General features: G+C 56.1%; 16 protein-coding genes and 1 riboswitch. Of the genes, 2 read left to right on the top strand and 14 right to left on the bottom strand.

The window, feature by feature from the left end; translation table 11 throughout:
- Window positions 1-14 precede the first annotated feature (14 nt).
- A complete protein-coding gene (locus AC07ED_RS02785; protein WP_105234472.1) occupies window positions 15-971 on the top strand; it encodes a GlxA family transcriptional regulator in 957 nt (318 codons plus the stop codon).
- Here AC07ED_RS02785 and AC07ED_RS02780 read toward each other — a convergent pair.
- The 8 genes from AC07ED_RS02780 to gcvT form a co-directional block, all read right to left on the bottom strand.
- Complete coding sequence (locus tag AC07ED_RS02780; protein WP_478241790.1) at window positions 937-2,082, bottom strand: N-acetylglucosamine-6-phosphate deacetylase; 1,146 nt, start codon at window positions 2,080-2,082, stop codon at window positions 937-939. The two genes, AC07ED_RS02785 and AC07ED_RS02780, sit on opposite strands and share 35 nt — an antisense overlap.
- Window positions 2,018-2,896: an ROK family protein gene (locus AC07ED_RS02775; RefSeq protein ID WP_105234471.1), complete on the bottom strand. Its 879-nt coding sequence runs from the start codon at window positions 2,894-2,896 to the stop codon at window positions 2,018-2,020. Before AC07ED_RS02775 ends, AC07ED_RS02780 begins: the two co-directional genes overlap by 65 nt.
- A 75-nt stretch (window positions 2,897-2,971) precedes the next feature.
- Window positions 2,972-4,219: a saccharopine dehydrogenase family protein gene (locus AC07ED_RS02770; protein WP_105234470.1), complete on the bottom strand. Its 1,248-nt coding sequence runs from the start codon at window positions 4,217-4,219 to the stop codon at window positions 2,972-2,974.
- Window positions 4,220-4,280: 61 nt separating this feature from the next.
- A complete protein-coding gene (locus tag AC07ED_RS02765; RefSeq protein WP_105236288.1) occupies window positions 4,281-5,372 on the bottom strand; it encodes a carboxynorspermidine decarboxylase in 1,092 nt (363 codons plus the stop codon).
- 87 nt (window positions 5,373-5,459) lie between these two features.
- Entirely contained in the window at window positions 5,460-6,101 is a 642-nt protein-coding gene (locus tag AC07ED_RS02760) for a Crp/Fnr family transcriptional regulator (protein WP_478241788.1), read from the bottom strand.
- A gap of 306 nt (window positions 6,102-6,407) precedes the next feature.
- Window positions 6,408-9,257, bottom strand: a complete 2,850-nt coding sequence (gene gcvP / locus AC07ED_RS02755; RefSeq protein ID WP_105234468.1) for an aminomethyl-transferring glycine dehydrogenase — start codon at window positions 9,255-9,257, stop codon at window positions 6,408-6,410.
- Window positions 9,258-9,366: 109 nt separating this feature from the next.
- Window positions 9,367-9,726: a glycine cleavage system protein GcvH gene (gene gcvH, locus AC07ED_RS02750; protein WP_067551388.1), complete on the bottom strand. Its 360-nt coding sequence runs from the start codon at window positions 9,724-9,726 to the stop codon at window positions 9,367-9,369.
- Window positions 9,727-9,748: 22 nt separating this feature from the next.
- A complete protein-coding gene (gene gcvT, locus AC07ED_RS02745; protein WP_105236287.1) occupies window positions 9,749-10,855 on the bottom strand; it encodes a glycine cleavage system aminomethyltransferase GcvT in 1,107 nt (368 codons plus the stop codon).
- A 111-nt stretch (window positions 10,856-10,966) separates the two neighbouring features.
- A riboswitch (glycine riboswitch) is annotated at window positions 10,967-11,052 on the bottom strand.
- 145 nt (window positions 11,053-11,197) lie between these two features.
- Here gcvT and AC07ED_RS02740 point away from each other — a divergent pair.
- Window positions 11,198-12,097, top strand: coding sequence for an MBL fold metallo-hydrolase (locus AC07ED_RS02740; RefSeq protein WP_105234467.1), 900 nt, complete (start codon window positions 11,198-11,200; stop codon window positions 12,095-12,097).
- A 39-nt stretch (window positions 12,098-12,136) separates the two neighbouring features.
- On the opposite strand, the gene hemA is transcribed toward AC07ED_RS02740, so the two are convergent.
- The 6 genes from hemA to soxA form a co-directional block, all read right to left on the bottom strand.
- A complete protein-coding gene (hemA, locus tag AC07ED_RS02735; RefSeq protein WP_105234466.1) occupies window positions 12,137-13,360 on the bottom strand; it encodes a 5-aminolevulinate synthase in 1,224 nt (407 codons plus the stop codon).
- Between the two features lie 2 nt (window positions 13,361-13,362).
- The gene (locus AC07ED_RS02730; protein ID WP_105234465.1) at window positions 13,363-13,797 is read right to left on the bottom strand and encodes a DUF302 domain-containing protein; all 435 of its coding nucleotides are present in this window, start codon (window positions 13,795-13,797) and stop codon (window positions 13,363-13,365) included.
- 120 nt (window positions 13,798-13,917) lie between these two features.
- Window positions 13,918-15,141, bottom strand: coding sequence for a c-type cytochrome (locus tag AC07ED_RS02725; protein WP_105234464.1), 1,224 nt, complete (start codon window positions 15,139-15,141; stop codon window positions 13,918-13,920).
- Window positions 15,125-16,399, bottom strand: coding sequence for a sulfite dehydrogenase (gene soxC / locus AC07ED_RS02720; RefSeq protein ID WP_105234463.1), 1,275 nt, complete (start codon window positions 16,397-16,399; stop codon window positions 15,125-15,127). The genes AC07ED_RS02725 and soxC overlap by 17 nt, the downstream gene beginning before the upstream one ends.
- 16 nt (window positions 16,400-16,415) lie before the next feature.
- On the bottom strand, window positions 16,416-18,119 hold the full coding sequence (gene soxB / locus AC07ED_RS02715) for a thiosulfohydrolase SoxB (protein WP_105234462.1): 1,704 nt from the start codon (window positions 18,117-18,119) through the stop codon (window positions 16,416-16,418).
- 87 nt (window positions 18,120-18,206) lie between these two features.
- Window positions 18,207-19,052, bottom strand: a complete 846-nt coding sequence (gene soxA, locus AC07ED_RS02710; RefSeq protein WP_105234461.1) for a sulfur oxidation c-type cytochrome SoxA — start codon at window positions 19,050-19,052, stop codon at window positions 18,207-18,209.
- Between the last annotated feature and the right edge of the window lie 14 nt (window positions 19,053-19,066).

Raw genomic sequence — 19,066 nt, 5'->3', positions numbered from 1 at the left:
TTTAGGAAAATATCATGCAGATTTGGAAATCATCTGACACCGCCCGCACGGTCGGCATTTTGCTGTTCGATGCGTTTTCCAATCACTGCCTCGCCAACGCGGTAGAACCACTTCGCGCCGCCAATACCCTCGCCCGCAAACAGCTCTATCAATGGCAGTTTCTTAGCCTACAGGGCGGCACAATCACGTCGTCCAGCGGACTTCCCGTGCACACCGAACACACACTCAGGCACCATTCTGGCGGGGATTATCTGTTTATCATGCCCAGCTATGACTTTCAGAGCCACGCCACTTTGGCCTGCAATCAAGCTCTCAGATCGGCCAGCACGCGTTTCAAAACACTGGTCGGCATGGACATGGGAAGCTGGCTGCTCGCCTCGGCTGGGCTTTTGGACGGACGCCGCGCGACGATCCACTGGGACGAGATTGACGCCTTTGCCGAACGGTTCCCCGATGTCACGGCCAGCGAGGATCGCATCGTGAAAGACGGGAACATCTTATCCTGCGGCGGGGTGACGACCACCTTTGATCTGGTCCTGTCCCTGATCGAGGACCACCATGGGCCTATGCTTGGCTTAGAGGTCAGTTCGCTTTTTATGTATGGCGAAAAGGCGACGATGATCGGCACCCGACCGAGCACGACGAAGCCGCAGAAAATCCGTGCGGCGGCGGCACTCATGCGTCGGAATATCGAAACGCCGCTTTCTATTCCTGACCTTGCAGAGCGGATTGGCTTGACTGAGAAAGCCTTTACCGCCGCTTGCAAAACGGCCTATGGCTTTGGCCCACGGCGACTGTATCAAGCGATCAGACTGAGAGAGGCCCGACGACTGGCAACGCATTCCAGCATTTCGATCGCTGAAATTGCGGACCGTTGCGGATATCAGAATGCCAGCGCCATGACCCGCGCGTTTCGGGCCGAATTTGGTTGCACGGTCAGTGACCTACGAAAGACGCCAACGGACCGTTGACGCCCCAATCTTGGTTCAGGACAATCACATCCTCGACAGAGCGGCCAACCAGTGACGCGAGGTCTGACCGTCCGATGAGCGCAGCGGGATTTGTGATCGCCGTGTGCAAAACATCCTTAGGCGGCACTCCCAACCCAATCAAACGCGCAACGCCCTCTGCCATTGTCGTGTGCGCCCCTGCCAAGGCACCTTCGGCATTCACAAGGCGACCGTCCTCCACCCGAATGGTAGACCCATAGAGGTCGAATTGATCAGGTCCACCGACCGTGGGCATCGCGTCCGAGACAAGGAATATCTGCCCCTGCGTTGCGCGAACGGCAATCTTTAACACGCGATCTTCGACGTGGATGCCGTCCGCGATAAGGCCGACAAACGGCGCGCGTTCAATCGCTACGCCAGCTAGACCTGCGGCACGGTGCGTCATCGGCGACATAGCGTTGAACAAATGGGTCACTGCCTGCGCCCCAGCCGCAAAGCCAGCCTCGGCTTCCTCTGAGGTGGCATCGGAATGGCCGAGCGAGACGATCGCTCCCATCGCCACGAGGTCTGCGATCACCGCCGCATCGACGACTTCAGGGGCAAGTGTCAGCAAGACGGTAACACCTGCGTCGCGCAATCGCTTAACCGCTGCAATGGTGTTGTCATCCATGGGCCGCACATGCGCAGCTGAATGGGTGCCGCGTTTAGACATGGCAATATGCGGGCCTTCGATATGAAGGCCAAGGACATCGCCTTTGGCCGCAATGATCGCGTCGGTGACAGCGGCCAAAACGTCAGGCGCGTCAGTGATCACCGTCGGCATAATGCCAACAGTCCCAAACCGCCGATGGGCCGCGCAGATTTCGGAAATGCGGCTGGGTTCGGCGTTCAGCAAAACGCCGCCACCACCGTTGACCTGTAGGTCCAAATACCCCGGAGCTAGGGTGCCACTGATCTCAGCTCCACGCCGCGCGAGCGGGGTGACCTCAACGATCTGACCACCTCCAATACAGAGCGACGCAGGCCCCAAAGAGGCCCCATCAAACACAGATTCTGAGAAAACCCACTCAGTCATCCGCGCTTTGCCGCCATGCCACATAGGCAGCACCAAGGGCACCAGATGCGTCGCCACCTTTGGCAATTCGAATATCGGGAATAGGAAAGCCTTTGAACTGCGCGTTCGTCAGCGCCACTTTCAGATCTTCGACAAGGTGGGGAACCTTGCTCAACCCGCCAGCCAAAATGATCAACTCTGGATCGCCAATGGTGTTAAGCGTAAAGAGCATCTCGGCCGTCAGTTCGCACCAAATGTGCCAAGCCTTACCCCGTTCGGCGGCGATATCTTTTGGGGTCGTCTCGGGACTTTTCACCGCTTTTGCGATCCGCACCAGCCCCGGCCCTGCAATAAGCGTTTCCATACAGCCGACACGGCCGCAGCCGCAGGCCACGAGCGGCAAGTTATACCGCTGCACCAAATGTGCTGGCAGCGCGATGTGACCGATTTCACCAGATGTTCCCGATGTCCCCGCTTGAAGCCGTCCATCGACCGACAGCCCACTGCCGATCCCCGTTCCAATGATGACGCCCGCCACACGCTTCACGCCTTCTCCGACGCCAAAGACAGCCTCGGACAAGAGCAACGCCCGCGCATCGTTGATCCAAACCAATGGGCGCTTTGTCACTTTGACTACGTCAGAGACAAGCGTTCGGCCCGTCGCAGGAAGGTTCGACGTGAGAGCCACGCCCGTTTCGGGGTGGATCAATCCAGCCGCCGAAATACCAACGGGGACGTCACCGCAGGATGCCACCAGTTTTTTGAGCGCAGAAATCAAACCCTCATAGGTTTTCGGTGTGCTGACCCGTTCGGTCGCAACCAATTTCCATCCGCGGTCAAAAATCTGTGCTTCGATCTTGGTCCCGCCGAGATCAATTCCTGCTGCGATCATCCTGTCCCCAAAAAGAATAAGGTGGGTCAACGCCCACCTTATCCAAATATTTAACGATGTTACCAGCCTATTGGATCATTCGTTCCAAGCTTTGTCAGTACCGCCTAGGCCACCAACCTGAACGCGGGTCGGCAGGCCGATCTGGTCCAGAATGGTAAAGAACGGCTTGGGGTCGAGCTCTTCGACATTGCGCATGGTCTTTGCGTCCCATTCGCCAGTGGCAACCAGCATCGCCGCTGCGACGGGTGGAACACCTGCGGTGTAGGAAATCCCTTGGCTGCCGACTTCTTTGTAGGCTTCTTTGTGATCGGCCACGTTGTAGACGAAGACCTCAACGTCTTGACCGTCTTTCGTGCCCTTCACGAGGTCACCGATACAGGTCTTGCCTGTGTAGTTCGGCGCCAGCGAGGATGGATCAGGCAGGACAGCTTTCACCACTTTCAACGGCACCACTTCCAGACCTTCGGCAGTTGTGACTGGCTGCTCGGACAGAAGGCCGAGGTTTTTCAGAACGGTAAAGACGTTGATGTAGTGGTCACCAAAGCCCATCCAGAAACGGACGTCAGCCTGTGGATAATTCGCAGCGAGGCTGTGAACTTCATCGTGGCCCGACTGATACGCGCGGCATGTGCCCACCACGGGGAGGTCCCAATCGTGGCCAGAGGCAAACATGGTTGTCTCTTTCCACTCCTGGTCTTCCCAATAGTAAACGACGCCTGTGAATTCACGGAAGTTGATTTCAGGGTCAAAGTTCGTCGCAAAATATTTGCCATGCGAGCCCGCGTTGATGTCGACGATGTCGATGGACTTTACCTCGTCCATGTATTCGTCAATCGCAAAGCGCGCGAATGCGTTCACCACACCCGGGTCGAAACCAGCGCCCAAAATGGCGGTCACGCCCTTCTCAGCGCAGAGGTCGCGTTTCTTCCATTCGTAGTTCGCATACCACGGCGGAGTTTCGCAGATCTTTGCGGGATCTTCGTGGATCGCCGTGTCGATATAGGCAACGCCTGTTTCGATACAGGCATCCAGAACGTACATATTCACAAAGGCAGAGCCTACGTTGATGACGATCTCAACACCCGTCTCGCGGATCAGGGCTGCAACCGCCGCCGTATCCATCGCATCAACCTGATGGGCCGCCAAAACGCCCTCTTGTTTCATCGCGCCCTTTTCGCGGACCGACTCAAGGATCGCTTCACATTTGGAAAGCGTCCGGCTCGCGATATGAATCTCGCCAAGCACATCGTTATTTTGCGCGCATTTATGCGCTACGACCTGAGCGACGCCGCCAGCGCCGATGATGAGAACGTTCTGTTTCAATGCACAGGACCCCCTTTGGTGGTAAGTTTAAGGTTAGGTTTATCGCCCTGAGGCGACACATTCACGACAATGCTGCCGAGAAATCTTCGTATGTGAAATCGCGGACCAATCGTTCGGTACCGTCGAGTTCGCGAATGGCAATCGCGGGCATCTTTACGCCATTGAACCAGTTCTTCTTAACCATAGTGTAGCCTGCCGCATCCTGGATGGACAGGCGATCACCTGCCTTGAGTGGCGCAGGGAATTTGAACTCGCCGAAAATATCGCCCGCAAGGCAGGATTTTCCGCAGACCATCCATTCTTGATCGCCGCTCTCGTTCATCTTTGCGCTTTCGCGGTAGATCAGCAGGTCGAGCATATGCGCCTCGATCGAGCTATCCACGATAGCAAGGTTTTTGCCGTTGTGGAGTGTGTCGAGAACCGTCACCTCGAGCGTGGTCGATTTGGTGATCGCCGCCTCGCCTGGTTCCAGATAGACCTGCACTTCGTTCTGTTCGCTAAAGCGTTTCAAGCGTTCAGCGAGTTTTTCGATTGGGTAATCCTCGCCAGTGAAATGGATACCGCCGCCAAGGCTGATCCATTCCATCTTGCGGATCAGGTAACCAAACCGCTGTTCAATGCTGTTGAGCATCGCGTCAAACCGATCAAAGTCCGCGTTCTCACAGTTGTTGTGGAACATGAAGCCAGTGATCAGATCGGCAACGGGTTCGATGTTTTTCGGGTCATGTTCACCCAGACGGCTAAAGGGGCGCGCTGGATCAGCAAGGTCAAAACCAGAGGTCGACACACCGGGGTTCACGCGCAGGCCGCGTTTATGGCCGCGTGATACTTCCTCATGGCGGGTCAGCTGACCGACGGTGTTGAAAATGATCTTGTCGGAGTTCGCCAAAACCTCGTCCATCTCGTCGTCTTTCCAAGCGACAGAATAGGCGTGGGTTTCGCCGGGGAATTTTTCGCGACCGAGCTTCACCTCAAACATAGACGACGACGTCGTGCCGTCCATGTATTCGGACATAAAATCAAACACTGACCACGTCGCAAAACACTTGAGCGCCAAAAGCGCCTTTGCCCCCGAGTTTTCGCGGAGCCAAGCAATTTTTTCCATATTAGGAAGAAGACGAGCCTTATCGATAAGGTAGTACGGCGTGTCGATCATCGGTTTCCCCCGTGAGGCAAAGGAACTCAAACCAGAAACCGCGACATAGGGCCTTTGCACCCATGGGACAAGTTTAATTTGTGATCAATCCTCTACGGTGTCGATCCACTGGAACAAAACATCCTCTGACTTGATCTGGATAACACCCTTTTCAATGGTGATCACACCGTCGCGGCGCATACGACCTAAGTTCTTGTTCACGGTCTGACGCGAGCACCCGACCGTATCGGCAATAAAGGTTTGGCTATGCCGAACGCTGTTATCCGAACAGCGCAACTGAAGAAGATAATGCGCAATCCGCTGCGGGACGTTCATATCCTTTTCGGCACTTCGGAACATATTGAACCGTAGCATGGCCTCGTACATATGCGCCGAAAGGTTGCGAACAAATCGGGGATCGGTCGTCAGGTCTGCGAGCTGAGCCTTTTCGATCAAAAGAACGCAGCTCCCTGCCGTCGCCCGTCCACTCGCCGCAGCAGTTCTATCGGCAAGGCATTCGATACCGCCCAATGTCATGCCCACATTGGCGATCAACAATGGCGTGCGGGTGCCGGCAGACGAAAGGTAGCAAATCTCTACCTGCCCTTGTGCAACCAAATAGAGCCCTAGGGGCACTTGATCCTGATGAATGAAGTCTGTCGCCTCTGGGAAGTATTGCATGCGAGCTGCATCGATGAGTCGGATTTTCTCCAGTTCCGAAAAACCGTCGAATATCTCGCTCCGCATCAATTGTGGGAACCGTAAACTATTTCTTATCCCTCGGCTCGGCTTGTCAGCCGTGCCTTTGTCCCCAAGCATCGGAACTCCGTCTGTGTTATATGTGAAAAAGCGCAGCAGCAGAGATGCACTGCATGCTGCGCCCATACTAAATACGAACCACAATCTAAAGTATATATGGTCTATACGTAAGGATATGATGTCTTTGAGGCGACACCAAACCATCGGATTATTTTCAGTGGAAACTGGTTAATAAGCCCTTAACAAAAAAGGCCCGCGAACACGTCGCGGGCCTTTTCTTGCTTTGACGAAACCTTACTCAGCGGCTTCTTGGTAATTCGAAAGCGGCGGACAAATGCACATCAGGTTGCGATCCCCCCAGACGTTGTCCACGCGATTCACAGGTGCCCAGTATTTGTCCACACGGAACGATCCCGCTGGGTAACAGGCCTCTTCACGGGTGTAGGGACGTTCCCAATCACCGATCAGGTCCTCAACAGTATGCGGCGCATTGCACAGAGGGTTGTTGTCAGCGGGCCAAGTTCCCGCGGCAACTTTGTCGATCTCAGCGCGGATGGACAGCATCGCATCGATAAAGCGGTCCAACTCTGCTTTTGTCTCGGACTCGGTCGGCTCGACCATCAATGTTCCCGCGACAGGCCAACTCATCGTGGGTGCGTGGAACCCGTTGTCGATGAGACGCTTTGCGATGTCATCGACGGTCACGCCGTGATCATCGGCAAACGGACGCGTGTCGAGGATACATTCGTGTGCTACGCGACCATTGCGGCCTTTGAAAAGGACGCCGTAACCAGCTTCCAGCCGTTTCGCGATGTAGTTCGCGTTGAGGATCGCGACCTTGGTCGCTTGGGTTAGGCCCTGCCCGCCCATCATCAACACATAAGCCCACGAAATCAGCAGGATCGACGCAGACCCCCAAGGTGCCGAGGACACCGGTCCCGTTTCGCCACCCGTTTCAGGGTGTCCGGGAAGGTAAGGTGCAAGGTGCGCTTTGACCCCAATCGGACCCATGCCGGGGCCACCGCCGCCGTGTGGGATCGCAAAGGTCTTGTGCAGGTTGAGGTGCGAAACGTCACCGCCTATTTCACCCGGCTTAACCAAACCAACCATTGCGTTGAGGTTCGCGCCGTCGATGTAAACTTGGCCACCGAACTGGTGCGTGATTTCGCAAACTTCGCGCACGGTTTCTTCGAACACGCCATGGGTCGACGGATAGGTGATCATACAAGCCGCCAGACGGTCGCCCGCTTTCTCAGCCTTCGCGCGGAAATCCTCAACGTCGATATCGCCGTTTTCTGCGGACTTCACCACGACCACATCCATGCCACACATCTGCGCCGAAGCAGGGTTCGTGCCGTGTGCAGAGACAGGGATCAGACAGATGTTACGCTGCGTGTCGCCGTTGGCCTTGTGGTAGGCCATGATGGTCAAAAGGCCCGCATATTCGCCCTGCGCGCCAGAGTTCGGCTGCATCGACATCGCGTCATAGCCTGTCACGACGCAGAGCTTTTCACTCAGATCAGCGATCATCTCTTGATACCCAGCAGCCTGATCAACTGGGGCAAAGGGGTGCAAGAACGCAAATTCAGGCCACGTGATCGGCATCATTTCCGCCGCCGCGTTTAGCTTCATAGTGCACGATCCCAGCGGGATCATTGCCCGATCGAGCGCAAGGTCACGATCCGAGAGACGACGCATGTAGCGCATCATTTCCGTCTCTGCGCGGTTCATGTGGAAAATAGGGTGGGTGAGGTAATCCGACGTGCGGATCAGATCCTCAGGGATTTCATAATGATGGGTGAGGTCTTCGTCCTTTGCATCGATGCCAAAGGCACGCCATACCGCCTCAATCGTGGAACGACGGGTGCGCTCATCGAGGCTGATACCGACCTTAGTTTCACCGACTTTGCGTAGATTAATGCCTTCCTCGACTGCCGACTTCATTACGGTGCCCTGAAGCGGGCCAACCTCGACGGTGACAGTATCGAAATAGGCATCGGGTTCGACCTTGAACCCTGCGGCTTCGAGGCCTTTCACCAGTCGAACGGTCTTGCGGTGGATACGCTGCGCAATCGCTTTAAGGCCAACGGGGCCGTGGAACACCGCATACATCGACGCCATCACAGCCAACAAAGCCTGCGCTGTGCAAACGTTCGACGTCGCCTTTTCGCGACGGATGTGCTGTTCACGGGTTTGAAGCGACAAACGCAGGGCACGGCCACCGCGACTATCGACCGACACACCCACAATGCGTCCAGGCATGGAACGTTTATAAGCATCTTTACAGGCGAAATAGGCAGCATGTGGGCCACCGTATCCCAGCGGCACGCCAAACCGCTGCGTGGTGCCGACGGCAATGTCCGCCCCCATCGCACCCGGCTCTTTGAGCATGGTCAGCGCGAGCGGGTCGGCGATCACGATACCAATAGCGTTAAAGTCATGCAGGTCCGCGATCTGGGCCGTAAAGTCGCGCACGTGACCATAGGTGCCTGGATATTGGAACACAGCGCCAAAGACCTTGGAGGCGTCGAGGTCGTCGGGACAACCCACGATCACTTCGATCCCCAGCGGTTCTGCGCGGGTTTTGATGACCGCGATGTTCTGCGGATGGCAGTTTTCATCGACAAAGAACGCGGTTGCTTTGGACTTTGCCACGCGCTGCGCCATGGTCATGGCCTCGGCTGCGGCAGTTGCCTCATCCAAGAGCGACGCGTTCGCAATTTCGAGGCCCGTCAGATCACAGACCATGGTCTGGTAGTTCAACAGCGCCTCAAGGCGACCTTGCGAAATTTCTGGCTGATAGGGCGTGTAAGCCGTATACCACGCAGGGTTTTCCAAGATGTTGCGCTGAATGGCGGGCGGCGTCACGGTGCCGTAGAACCCCTGCCCGATCAGCGAGGTCATCTGTTTGTTTTTCTTGGCCACGTTACCGAGGAAATACAGCAGTTCACCTTCCGACTTGGGCTTCCCAAAATCGAGAGGTTCGGACTGACGGATGGATGCAGGGACCGTCTGTTCGATCAATTGATCGAGGCTCTCAACACCCACAACACGCAGCATTTCTTCCATCTCGGCGGGGCTTGGCCCGATATGACGGCGGTTCGCAAAATCGTAAGGGCGGTAGTCGGTGGGTTCAAACGGCATGGGCCTATCCTCGGGCAAAAAAGGTCTGACTGGGGGCGACGACCGCCCCCATTTCTGTCGTCCAGCACTGAATGTCACGAGGGTCTAACCACATGACATGTCAGAGAAATTATCCGATGTGCGCCTTGTAGGCGGCTTCGTCCATGTATTCATCAAGCACGGACAAATCTTCGACTTTCATCTTGAAGAACCAACCGTCATTCAACGGATCGTCGTTCACCAAGGATGGGTTGTCAGCCAGAACGTCGTTCACTTCGACGATCTCACCATCCAGCGGAGCAAGGATGTCGGAGGCTGCTTTAACCGATTCAATCACAACCACTTCGTCGTCTTTGGCGACTTCGGTGCCTTCTTCGGGCAGTTCCACAAACACAATATCGCCAAGCTGCTCGGTGGCGTGTTCGGTAATACCAACAACGACCAGATCACCTTCGACGCGCAGCCATTCGTGTTCTTCTGTGTATTTCATGTCCAAAATCTCCTGTCGGACCTTAACGCTTATATGTTGATGGACGGAACGGAAGTGCCGTCACTTTAGCGGGCAGGCGCTTTCCACGCACTTCACCCCAAATCACTGTGCCTTCTGCCGAGAGGTCGGCAGGGACATAGCCCATAGACATCGGTGCATTAATGCTGGGCCCGAATGCGCCAGAAGTCACCTCACCAATCGGCTCGCCTCCGACTTCATCGGCAAAAAGCATCGTATGGGCCCGCATTGGTGCACGCCCATCAGGCAAAAGCCCAACGCGCGCACGGGCAGCACCGTTTTCAAACTCAGCGAGGATACGGTCGGCACCAGGGAACCCACCAGCGCGATCACCGACGCGACGCGCCTTCTGGATCGCCCACTTGAGGTCAGCCTCAACGGGCGTCGTTGTCGTGTCGATATCGGACCCGTAGAGGCACAGCCCCGCCTCAAGTCGCAGGCTATCACGTGCACCTAGGCCAATCGCCACAACATCATCGTCTGCCAGCAGAGCGCGAACAAAAGCTTCAGCTTGATCATTGGCGACCGAGATTTCGAAACCGTCTTCGCCCGTGTAGCCCGACCGCGACACCCATAGATCGCCAAAGGCGCTCGAAACAGTCGCGACATCCATGAATTTCATCGCAGCGACGTCGGCAATTTTCTGAAACGCGGCTTCCGCTTTCGGCCCCTGCAGAGCAACCAGCGCACGGTTGGTGATTTCCTCAACCTCGATACCCGCGAGGTTTGCCCGCATGTAAGCAATATCGGCATCTTTGCAGGCCGCGTTTACGACGACAAACAGGTGATCGCCACGGTTCGCAAACATCAGGTCGTCGCGAATACCGCCTTCGTCATTGGTGAACAGGCCATAGCGCTGGCGACCCTCGTTGAGGCCCTGCACATCCATTGGCACCAGCGCCTCGAATGCAGCAGCGACACCCTCGCCGCGCAAGATCACCTGCCCCATGTGGCTCACATCAAACAGACCTGCATTCTCGCGGGTCCAGAGGTGCTCTTTCATAACGCCCAAGGGGTATTGAACTGGCATCTCATAGCCAGCGAAAGGAACCATCTTGGCCCCAAGTTCCACGTGCAGATCGTAAAGCCCCGTGCGTTTCAAATCGGACATACTGCCTCCAGCATCCGGACCAATGGCCCGTTTCATGATGCCCCCTCTGTCCATTGCGCCTGAGATCGTTATCCCTTCGGCGGACGCTGTCGCGTCACTCTCCAGAGTGTTGATACGTGTAAGGTCCTTTTGCCTGAGAGTTTCCTGGGGCGGTTGCTCCTTCGGCACTGGTGATCCAGTTCTCCCGAACACGTATGTTTCCGATAGGAAATTTTTCGACCCCCGTCCAGTGGGAAAATGCGACTCTTTGCATTTCATTTGCGCCATCACGCAATGACTAGGCGAAAGCGAACAAAAGCGCTACATATACAAACATATGAATGTGACTTGGGAGGAGTTACAATGAAGCTTACCAGACGCGCTGTAATGTTGGGCGGAGCCGCTTTGGCGGGCACCCTGCCATTCCGCAGCTTTGCTTCGGTCGAGATGGGCAACCTAAAGATCGACACGCTATCCGACGGCAACCTCGTTTTGCCGGGTTCGATGATCCTCGGGGATCGGGTTGGCGAAGCTGGCGAAATCCTCGCACGCTACGGCCTGACGCCTGACCAATTTACACCCGATTGTAATGTCACCCTGCTCCGCGATGGCACGAACACTGTGCTATTTGATACCGGTGCGGGCGCGAATTTCATGCCGACGGCAGGACGTTTACTCGACTCACTGGACACGCTCGGCGTCACGCCCGAAGAAGTCACCCACGTCATCTTTACCCACGCGCACCCTGACCACCTCTGGGGCGTTCTGGATGACTTTGACGAACCAGTGTTCTATAATGCAAAACACATGATCAGTCGGGCCGAACGTGATTTCTGGCTCGACCCGAATACACCGAATGCCATTGGCGAGGCACGTATGGCCTTTGCCGCAGGTGCGATCCGCAACCTTCAAACCATCGAAGACTACCTCGAGACTTTTGAGGATGGCGATGAGGTTGTGTCTGGCATTTCCGCTTTCGCCACCAATGGTCACACGCCGGGTCACACATCGTTCGAAATCCGCGGTGGGTCCGACAGCCTGATGATCATCGGTGACGCGATCGGCAACCACCACGTTGGCTTCGAAGTCCCATCTTGGGCAAGCGGTTCCGACCAAGATCAGGACATGGGCATCGCAACGCGCGAACGGCTCCTCGACCGTTTGGCCAACGAACAAATGGCAATGATCGGCTTCCACTTCCCCTTCCCCGGCGTGGGACGGGCCGAAAAATCGGGCGACACTTACAAATTCGTCGCAGCATAAAAGAAAGGGCGGCTCTGAGCCGCCCTTTTCGTATCTGGATTATTGCGCCGCCATCGGCATTCGCGCCAATTCACATTGTGCCCAAAGCTCTTCGAGAGCGCCGATAAGCTTATCAATGTCCTCTTGGCTGTGAACGGGGGACGGTGTGATGCGCAGACGTTCAGTGCCTTTGGGAACTGTCGGATAGTTGATCGGCTGAATGTAGATGCCGTAGCGATCCATCAGAACGTCAGAAATCCACTTACACTTCACAGGATCGCCGACCATCACTGGAATGATGTGGCTCGGATTTTCGATGTGCGGGATACCCGCCGCGTCAAGCCGTTCACGCACCTGCGCGACCTTTGCCTGCTGCGATTCACGCTCTGCAGACGATTGCTTGAGGTGTTTGATAGCAGCGCAAGCACCAGCCGCGACCGCAGGCGGCAGAGCCGTGGTAAAGATAAAGCCCGACGCAAAGGACCGCACGAAATCAACCAGCTCTTTCGACGCAGTGATATAGCCACCCATAACGCCGAATGCTTTGCCCAAGGTCCCTTCGATTACGGTGACGCGGTCCATCAGACCTTCGCGCTCCGCCACACCACCGCCGCGCGGACCGTACATGCCAACCGCGTGAACCTCATCCAGATAGGTCATCGCATTGTATTTCTCGGCCAGATCGCAAATCTCTTTGATCGGAGCAATGTCGCCGTCCATCGAATAAACCGATTCAAACGCGACCAGCTTCGGACGATCGAGCGGCTGTTCGGCGAGAAGTTCTTCGAGGTGAGCTAGATCGTTGTGTTTCCACAGCTTCCGCTCTGCTTTGGAATGGCGGATGCCTTCGATCATCGATGCGTGGTTGAGGCTATCGGAAATCACAAGGCAATTCGGAATACGGGACGCCAAGGTGCCCAGAGCAGCCCAGTTCGACACATAGCCCGAGGTGAACAAAAGAGCCGCTTCTTTACCATGCAAATCGGCCAGCTCGCGTTCGAGCAAAACATGGTGGTGAGTCGTGCCAGAGATGTTGCGCGTGCCGCCAGCACCAGCGCCCACCTTATCCAGCGCATCATGCATCGCTTCCAGAACTTTCGGGTGCTGACCCATGCCGAGATAGTCGTTCGAACACCAGATCGATACTTTGCGAACCGCGTCCTCAACAAAGTTCGCCGCCTTCGGGAAGTTTCCACGTTCACGCTCAAGGTCCGCAAAAACGCGATAGTTGCCTTCCTCGCGGAGCTTGTTCAGCTCCGAGGCAAAGAAATTCTGATAGTCCATGGTTATTCTCCGACAGCTTCGCGGGCGATTTCATCGAGCAAGCTTTGCACAGCCTGCATCACGCCTTCAGGTTGGTTTCGGTAACCCACAACAACTTCGCCTTCGCGTTCAAAAACGAACACAGCATAAGGACAATGGGCAATATTCAGAGGGTCCGCTTCCATCATCTGCCGAGAGATGGTGGCCGAACAAAATTGGAAAATATCAGCTTGATCAAAGATAACCTGATCGGCACCTAAATCGGCACCAGTGCGGTTGAGCATTTCGCCTGTGTGACTGACCCAATCCACCACAAGACCACGGCCCACAATAGCGGATTCGACGCCAAAGGTGGCGTCGTCAAAACTACCGTCAAAGGCATATGTGGTTGCGGCCTCTTGGGCAGAGGCAGCAGTCATCGTCAAAGTTAGCAGCGCAGCGACAAAGGTGCGGGTCATGGCGAAGGGCCCCTTCCTGTTGATCTCTGGTTAATCCCACCTCTGCGATCCGACTTTGACATGGATCATATCGGAGAAATGGAAAACCCTGCCCGACAGGTGCGCCGGACGGGGAAAGTATTAGCGCGAGAAGGTCGACAGATACGCAATGATCGCGTCGATATCTTCCTGAGTGCGAAGGCCAGCAAATGCCATTTTGGTACCTGCCATCGACCCACGCGGATCAGCGAGGAACTCTGCCAGACGGTCGACGGACCAAACGTCACCCGCTTCGTTCGCATCTTTGAACGTGTTGGAGTAGCGGAAGCCATCAACCGAACCGATGTGCGCGCCGACAACACCATTCAGCGCAGGACCCGTTGCGTTGCGAGCGCCTTCGCCGACTTGGTGACAACTACGGCATTGACGGAATACGCCCTCACCTGCCGCAATCAGTTCAGCCGATGGGGCAGCGTCTGCGGCTGCTTCAGTCACTTCAGCAGTAGCAGCTTCTTCAACGGCAGCGGCTGGAGCAGCTTCTGCCGCTGCTGCGGCTTCTGCGGCTGCGGCCGCTTTTGCAGCGGTTTCCTCTGGCGTCACGTCCAGAACGGACGCGTGCATTGTGATCTCAACCGCATCTTTACAGTTTTCCATGCAGATTTCTGGACGAACAAATGCAGGAATTTCTGTGGTCATACGGTCGTCGTCGATGAAGTTTGCCTCGTTCGGCAGACGCACGTCTTGGAAGTTCTCATTGCTGAGTTCAAAGTCGTCATCAACCAGATCGTTCACATACAGAAGGTATGCGGTGATCGCGTAAACTTCGTCATCTGACAGCGAGGTCGCGTCACCGAAAGGCATCGCGCGCTTCACGTAGTCATAGACGGTCGACAGATACGGCCAGTAGGACCCGATGGTTTTAACCGGATCTTCATGCTCGAGCGTGCCGTGACCACCAGCGAGCACAGGCCAACGGCCAACAGCCTCACCAAAATCGCCGTGGCACATAGCGCAGCGTTCGACGAACACTTCTTCGCCAGTGAACACATCACCAGAGCCGACAGGCAGGCCATGGCCGTCAGGACGAACGTCCGTATCCCATGCCGCAACCTCTTCCGAGAGCGCACCGCGACCCAAACCGTAGCCACCATCAGCAGACGGTGCGAGGCCAGCCATCGCAAGCTCTGCAGCGCGGGCTTCGGCTTCTGCACGGGCTTCTTCAGCGACTGCGGCATTGATCGCGATAGCCTCGCGAATAGGCGCAGGAATATCTACGATGAACTGATCAGCGGCCGTGTAAGCCAGCGCGAGCATACCCGCCGCGCCCGTCGCTGCTGGGGCGAAAATCTTAAGAAATTTCGACATTTTCTGCCTCGCCGTTTTCGTTGACATACCAAGTCTGGATGCCGTTGTTGTGGTAGATCGAGTTTTCGCCGCGGAAGTGACGCAACTCTTCTTTGGTTGGCTGGACATAGCCAGTGCTATCGTGCGCACGAGACTGCAGAAGCAGCGGCGAGCCATCCCATTCAAACTCGAAGTAGAAGCGGTGCATCGATTTATCGAGCGACGGGCCAGACATACGCGCCTGATGCCAGTTCTTACCGCCATCGATGGTCACATCCACACGTGGGATCGTGCCACGGCCAGACCAAGCGACACCTGTCAGAACAGTCCAACCTTTGCCGTGGGTGATCGGTGCCTGCGGGCTCGGGTTCGTGATGACCGATTTCGCGTCCATTTCCCATGTAAAGCGACGCGCGATGCTGCCTTCGAGAAGGTCAGTGTATTTCGACGTTTCTTCGCGGGCGTGCCATGGCTGGTCACCAACTTCGATACGACGGAGCCATTTGATCCACATGTTGCCTTCCCAACCGGGAACAACGAGGCGGACAGGATAGCCCTGCTCTGGCCGTAGTGCTTCGCCGTTCATTTTGAACGCAACGAGACAGTCATCCAGTGCTTTCTCGATCGGGATCGAACGGTTCATACCCGCAGCGTCCGCGCCTTCAACCATTAGCCATTTGCCGTTGGTTTTGACGCCAGCTTCTTCGAGAAGCAGACGAAGCGGAACGCCTGTATACATGACGTTGTGGATCATGCCGTGGGTGAACTGACAGCCGTTCAGCTGTGCACCCGCCCATTCCATGCCAGAGTTCGCCGCACACTCGAGGAAGTAGACGTGGTTCTCACGCGGGAAGCGCATGAGGTCTTCCATCGTGAACACGAGTTCCTTTTCCACGAGGCCGTTGATCATCAGGCGATATTCAGCGGGATCAACATGCGCGACGCCACCGTGGTGACGTTCAAAGCACAGGCCGTTCGGGGTGATGATCCCGTCGAGTTCATGCAGCGGCGTAAAGTTGATCGACGATACAGCGTCAGCGGTCAGCCACGGAACGCGGCGACGAATAACGTCAGCCTCATATTCCGACGGCATACCGTAAGGTGCTGCGTCCACACCATCACCGAGGAACTGGCGCCATGGCTGGGTTTCAGTGATTGCAGGATCAGGTGCGCCTTGCGCCCGCGCGTAGGTCGTCCCAACGACAGCACCGCCAGCGGCAAGTGCTCCGGTCAGGAACGAACGACGGGACGGCTTGGTGCCTTTGTATTTGGTATCCATCCTATGGTCCCCTGTCTTACGCACCAACGACCTGCACCGAAGTATTCGGTGCAACGGACACGGTGCCGAGTTTGCGGATATGGCTTTCAACAACGTCCCAAATTTCAGGACCTTCTGTGCCTTCGTTCACACTCGCCCAACCTGCGACCACGTAGGACTTGGACGGATCGAGTGTTTCGCCTGTCTTGAGGAGCGTGATGTCAGAGATACGCTCGCCAATCGGCTTATTGATGTCGATGCGGTAGCCGAGGCCACCCATGCGAACCATGTCCCCGCCCTGCTGGTAGTATGGGTCGGGGTTAAAGATGTTGTCGGCGACGTCTTCCATGATGGTGTGAATGAATTCACCCGTCATTTCCGTGCGATACGCGTTCGGGTAAGTCATAGAGGTGACGTTCCAGAGATCCTCGCGCGTGATCTGCTGACCCGGCATCATGGACGGACCCCAACGCACACCAGGCGACATTGCGATCTCTGCGTCACGTTCGGACAGAAGCGCATCACAGATCAGGTCGTCCCATGAACCGTTAAAGTTACCACGGCGGAACAATGTAGTGTCGTCAGCGACAGTGCCGATGACCTCGTTCAGGTCTGCCTCATACGGGGCACGTTCGGCGTCAATCGCTGCGGTCATCTCTGCGTCCGCTTCGATCACGTCCGAGAAGATCGGGATTAGCTTGTGACGGAAGCCCATCATGCGGCCATCGCGGATATCGAGGTCAACGCGGCTGACGAATTTGCCGTTCGAGCCTGAGGCCACGATGATCGTTTCACCGACAAGAGCAGGCTCAGGCAGCGCATCGTGCGTGTGACCTGACAGGATCACGTCAATGCCCTGAACGCGGCTCGCCATCTTTTTGTCCACGTCGAAACCGTTGTGCGAAAGGACGACAACGCATTCGGCACCCATGCCGCGCACTTCGTCGACCATTTCTTGCATACGTTCGTCACGAATACCGAAGGAGTATTCAGGGAACATCCAGCCCGGGTTGGCGATTGGCATATAGGGGAAGGCTTGACCGATGACGGCGATCTTTACGCCACCACGTTCAAAGAACTTATAGGGTGCGAAATCTTCTGCAGGTTCGTCCCATTCGCTGTCAAAAATGTTCTGGCCGAGGGAGGCATAGGGCAGATCAGCGATCAGTTCACGGACGCGGTCAGAACCCAGCGTGAATTCCCAATGGAACGTCATTGCGTCAGGTTTAAGGAGGTTCATGGTGTTCACCATGTCCTGACCCTGAGTGTGGTAGCAGGTGTAAGACCCGTGCCATGTGTCACCGCCGTCCAGAAGGATCGCATCAGGACGATCGGCGCGGATCGACTTTACGACCGTCGCAATGCGGTCGAGGCCACCCATCTTGCCGTAGGTTTTACCCAGAGCGGCAAAGTCATTGTAGGTCAGCGCGTAATGCGACGACGATCCATCGTCGATCCCATAAAGACGGCGGAAGTCTGCGCCCGTCACGTGTGGAACAGCGCCACGGCTGTCGCCAACGCCGAGGTTGATCTCAGGCTCGCGGAAATAGATCGGCTTGAGCTGGGCGTGAATGTCGGTGATGTGAATCAGCGACACGTTGCCGAAGGTTTCGAACGAAAGCAGGTCGTCTTGGGTCAAGACCTGCTGCGCGGCCAAACGTCCCCAATTGCCAAAACCGGACGCACCCAAGATGGCGCTAGCGGCCATACTGGCCTGAAGAAAATCACGGCGTGAGATCATACCAAGCGATCCTTTTTCGTATTCTTGTTTTTGAATGTTTCAGGATAGACAAAAGCCCGCACCATCGCTGGCGCGGGCCTTGATTTTTTACGGACGAACCGACGGTGCTTCGACGCTCAGGCCATTGCCGCGCGAAGCGACATAGAGTTCCAGAGCAACGAATTCAGCCGAACCCGGCGAGAAAGTCTCGGCGCGGGTGTCGCGAACACAACCTTTGAAACGGTTGTGTGTCTGAACCAGACCAGCGGTTTTCAGGCGGTATGCCGGGAAGCCGTTGATTTGACCTTGCGACAGGTGGTCAGCACGAATGTTGTTGTCGTAGTTCTGTTCGTGGCAGTTTGCGCACGACAGTTCCAGTTGACCGTAGCGAGTGTAGTACATCTCTCGGCCCTGCTCCCAAGTAGCAGCAACGGGACCGTCGATTGCAACGTTCACAGGCATACCGCGCGACTGGACAGAGATCAGTGCTTCCATACCCGACATATCAGAGCCGTCGTATTTCCACGCATCTGCGCCCATTTGCTCGGTACGGCAGTTGTTGATCTGCATCGCAAGGGTGCGGACTTCGCCAGCAGTTTCGTTCCATTTCGGATAAACTGCACGGATACCGACCATGCTTTCCTCTGCGCTGCCGTGGCAGGATGCACAGGATTTTTCTGCAGTGCCCTCAACCGTGTCCCAAGCGCCCATTGCGGCCTCAACAGCCAGCATGCCTGGGTTGTCAAAGTCATCGAGCTGCATTGCTTGGGTGTCAGCCGAACGGAATTCCCAACCAGAGATCAACTCTGGCAGAGCACCATCAAGATAGTCAGGTGTAGCGGCGTGAGTGGTGATCGAGATCTCTCCGTTAATCTCGAAACCACCCTCTGCCATTGCACCGCTCGCAACGAGTGCGAGGCCAGCGATAGCGGATTTAAGAACCGTCATCTTCATATTAAAGATCCTCC

This window comes from Aestuarium zhoushanense (genome assembly GCF_056431045.1).
Note: the sequence above shows the minus strand (reverse complement) of the source record. Positions and strands in the feature narration are given on the sequence as shown.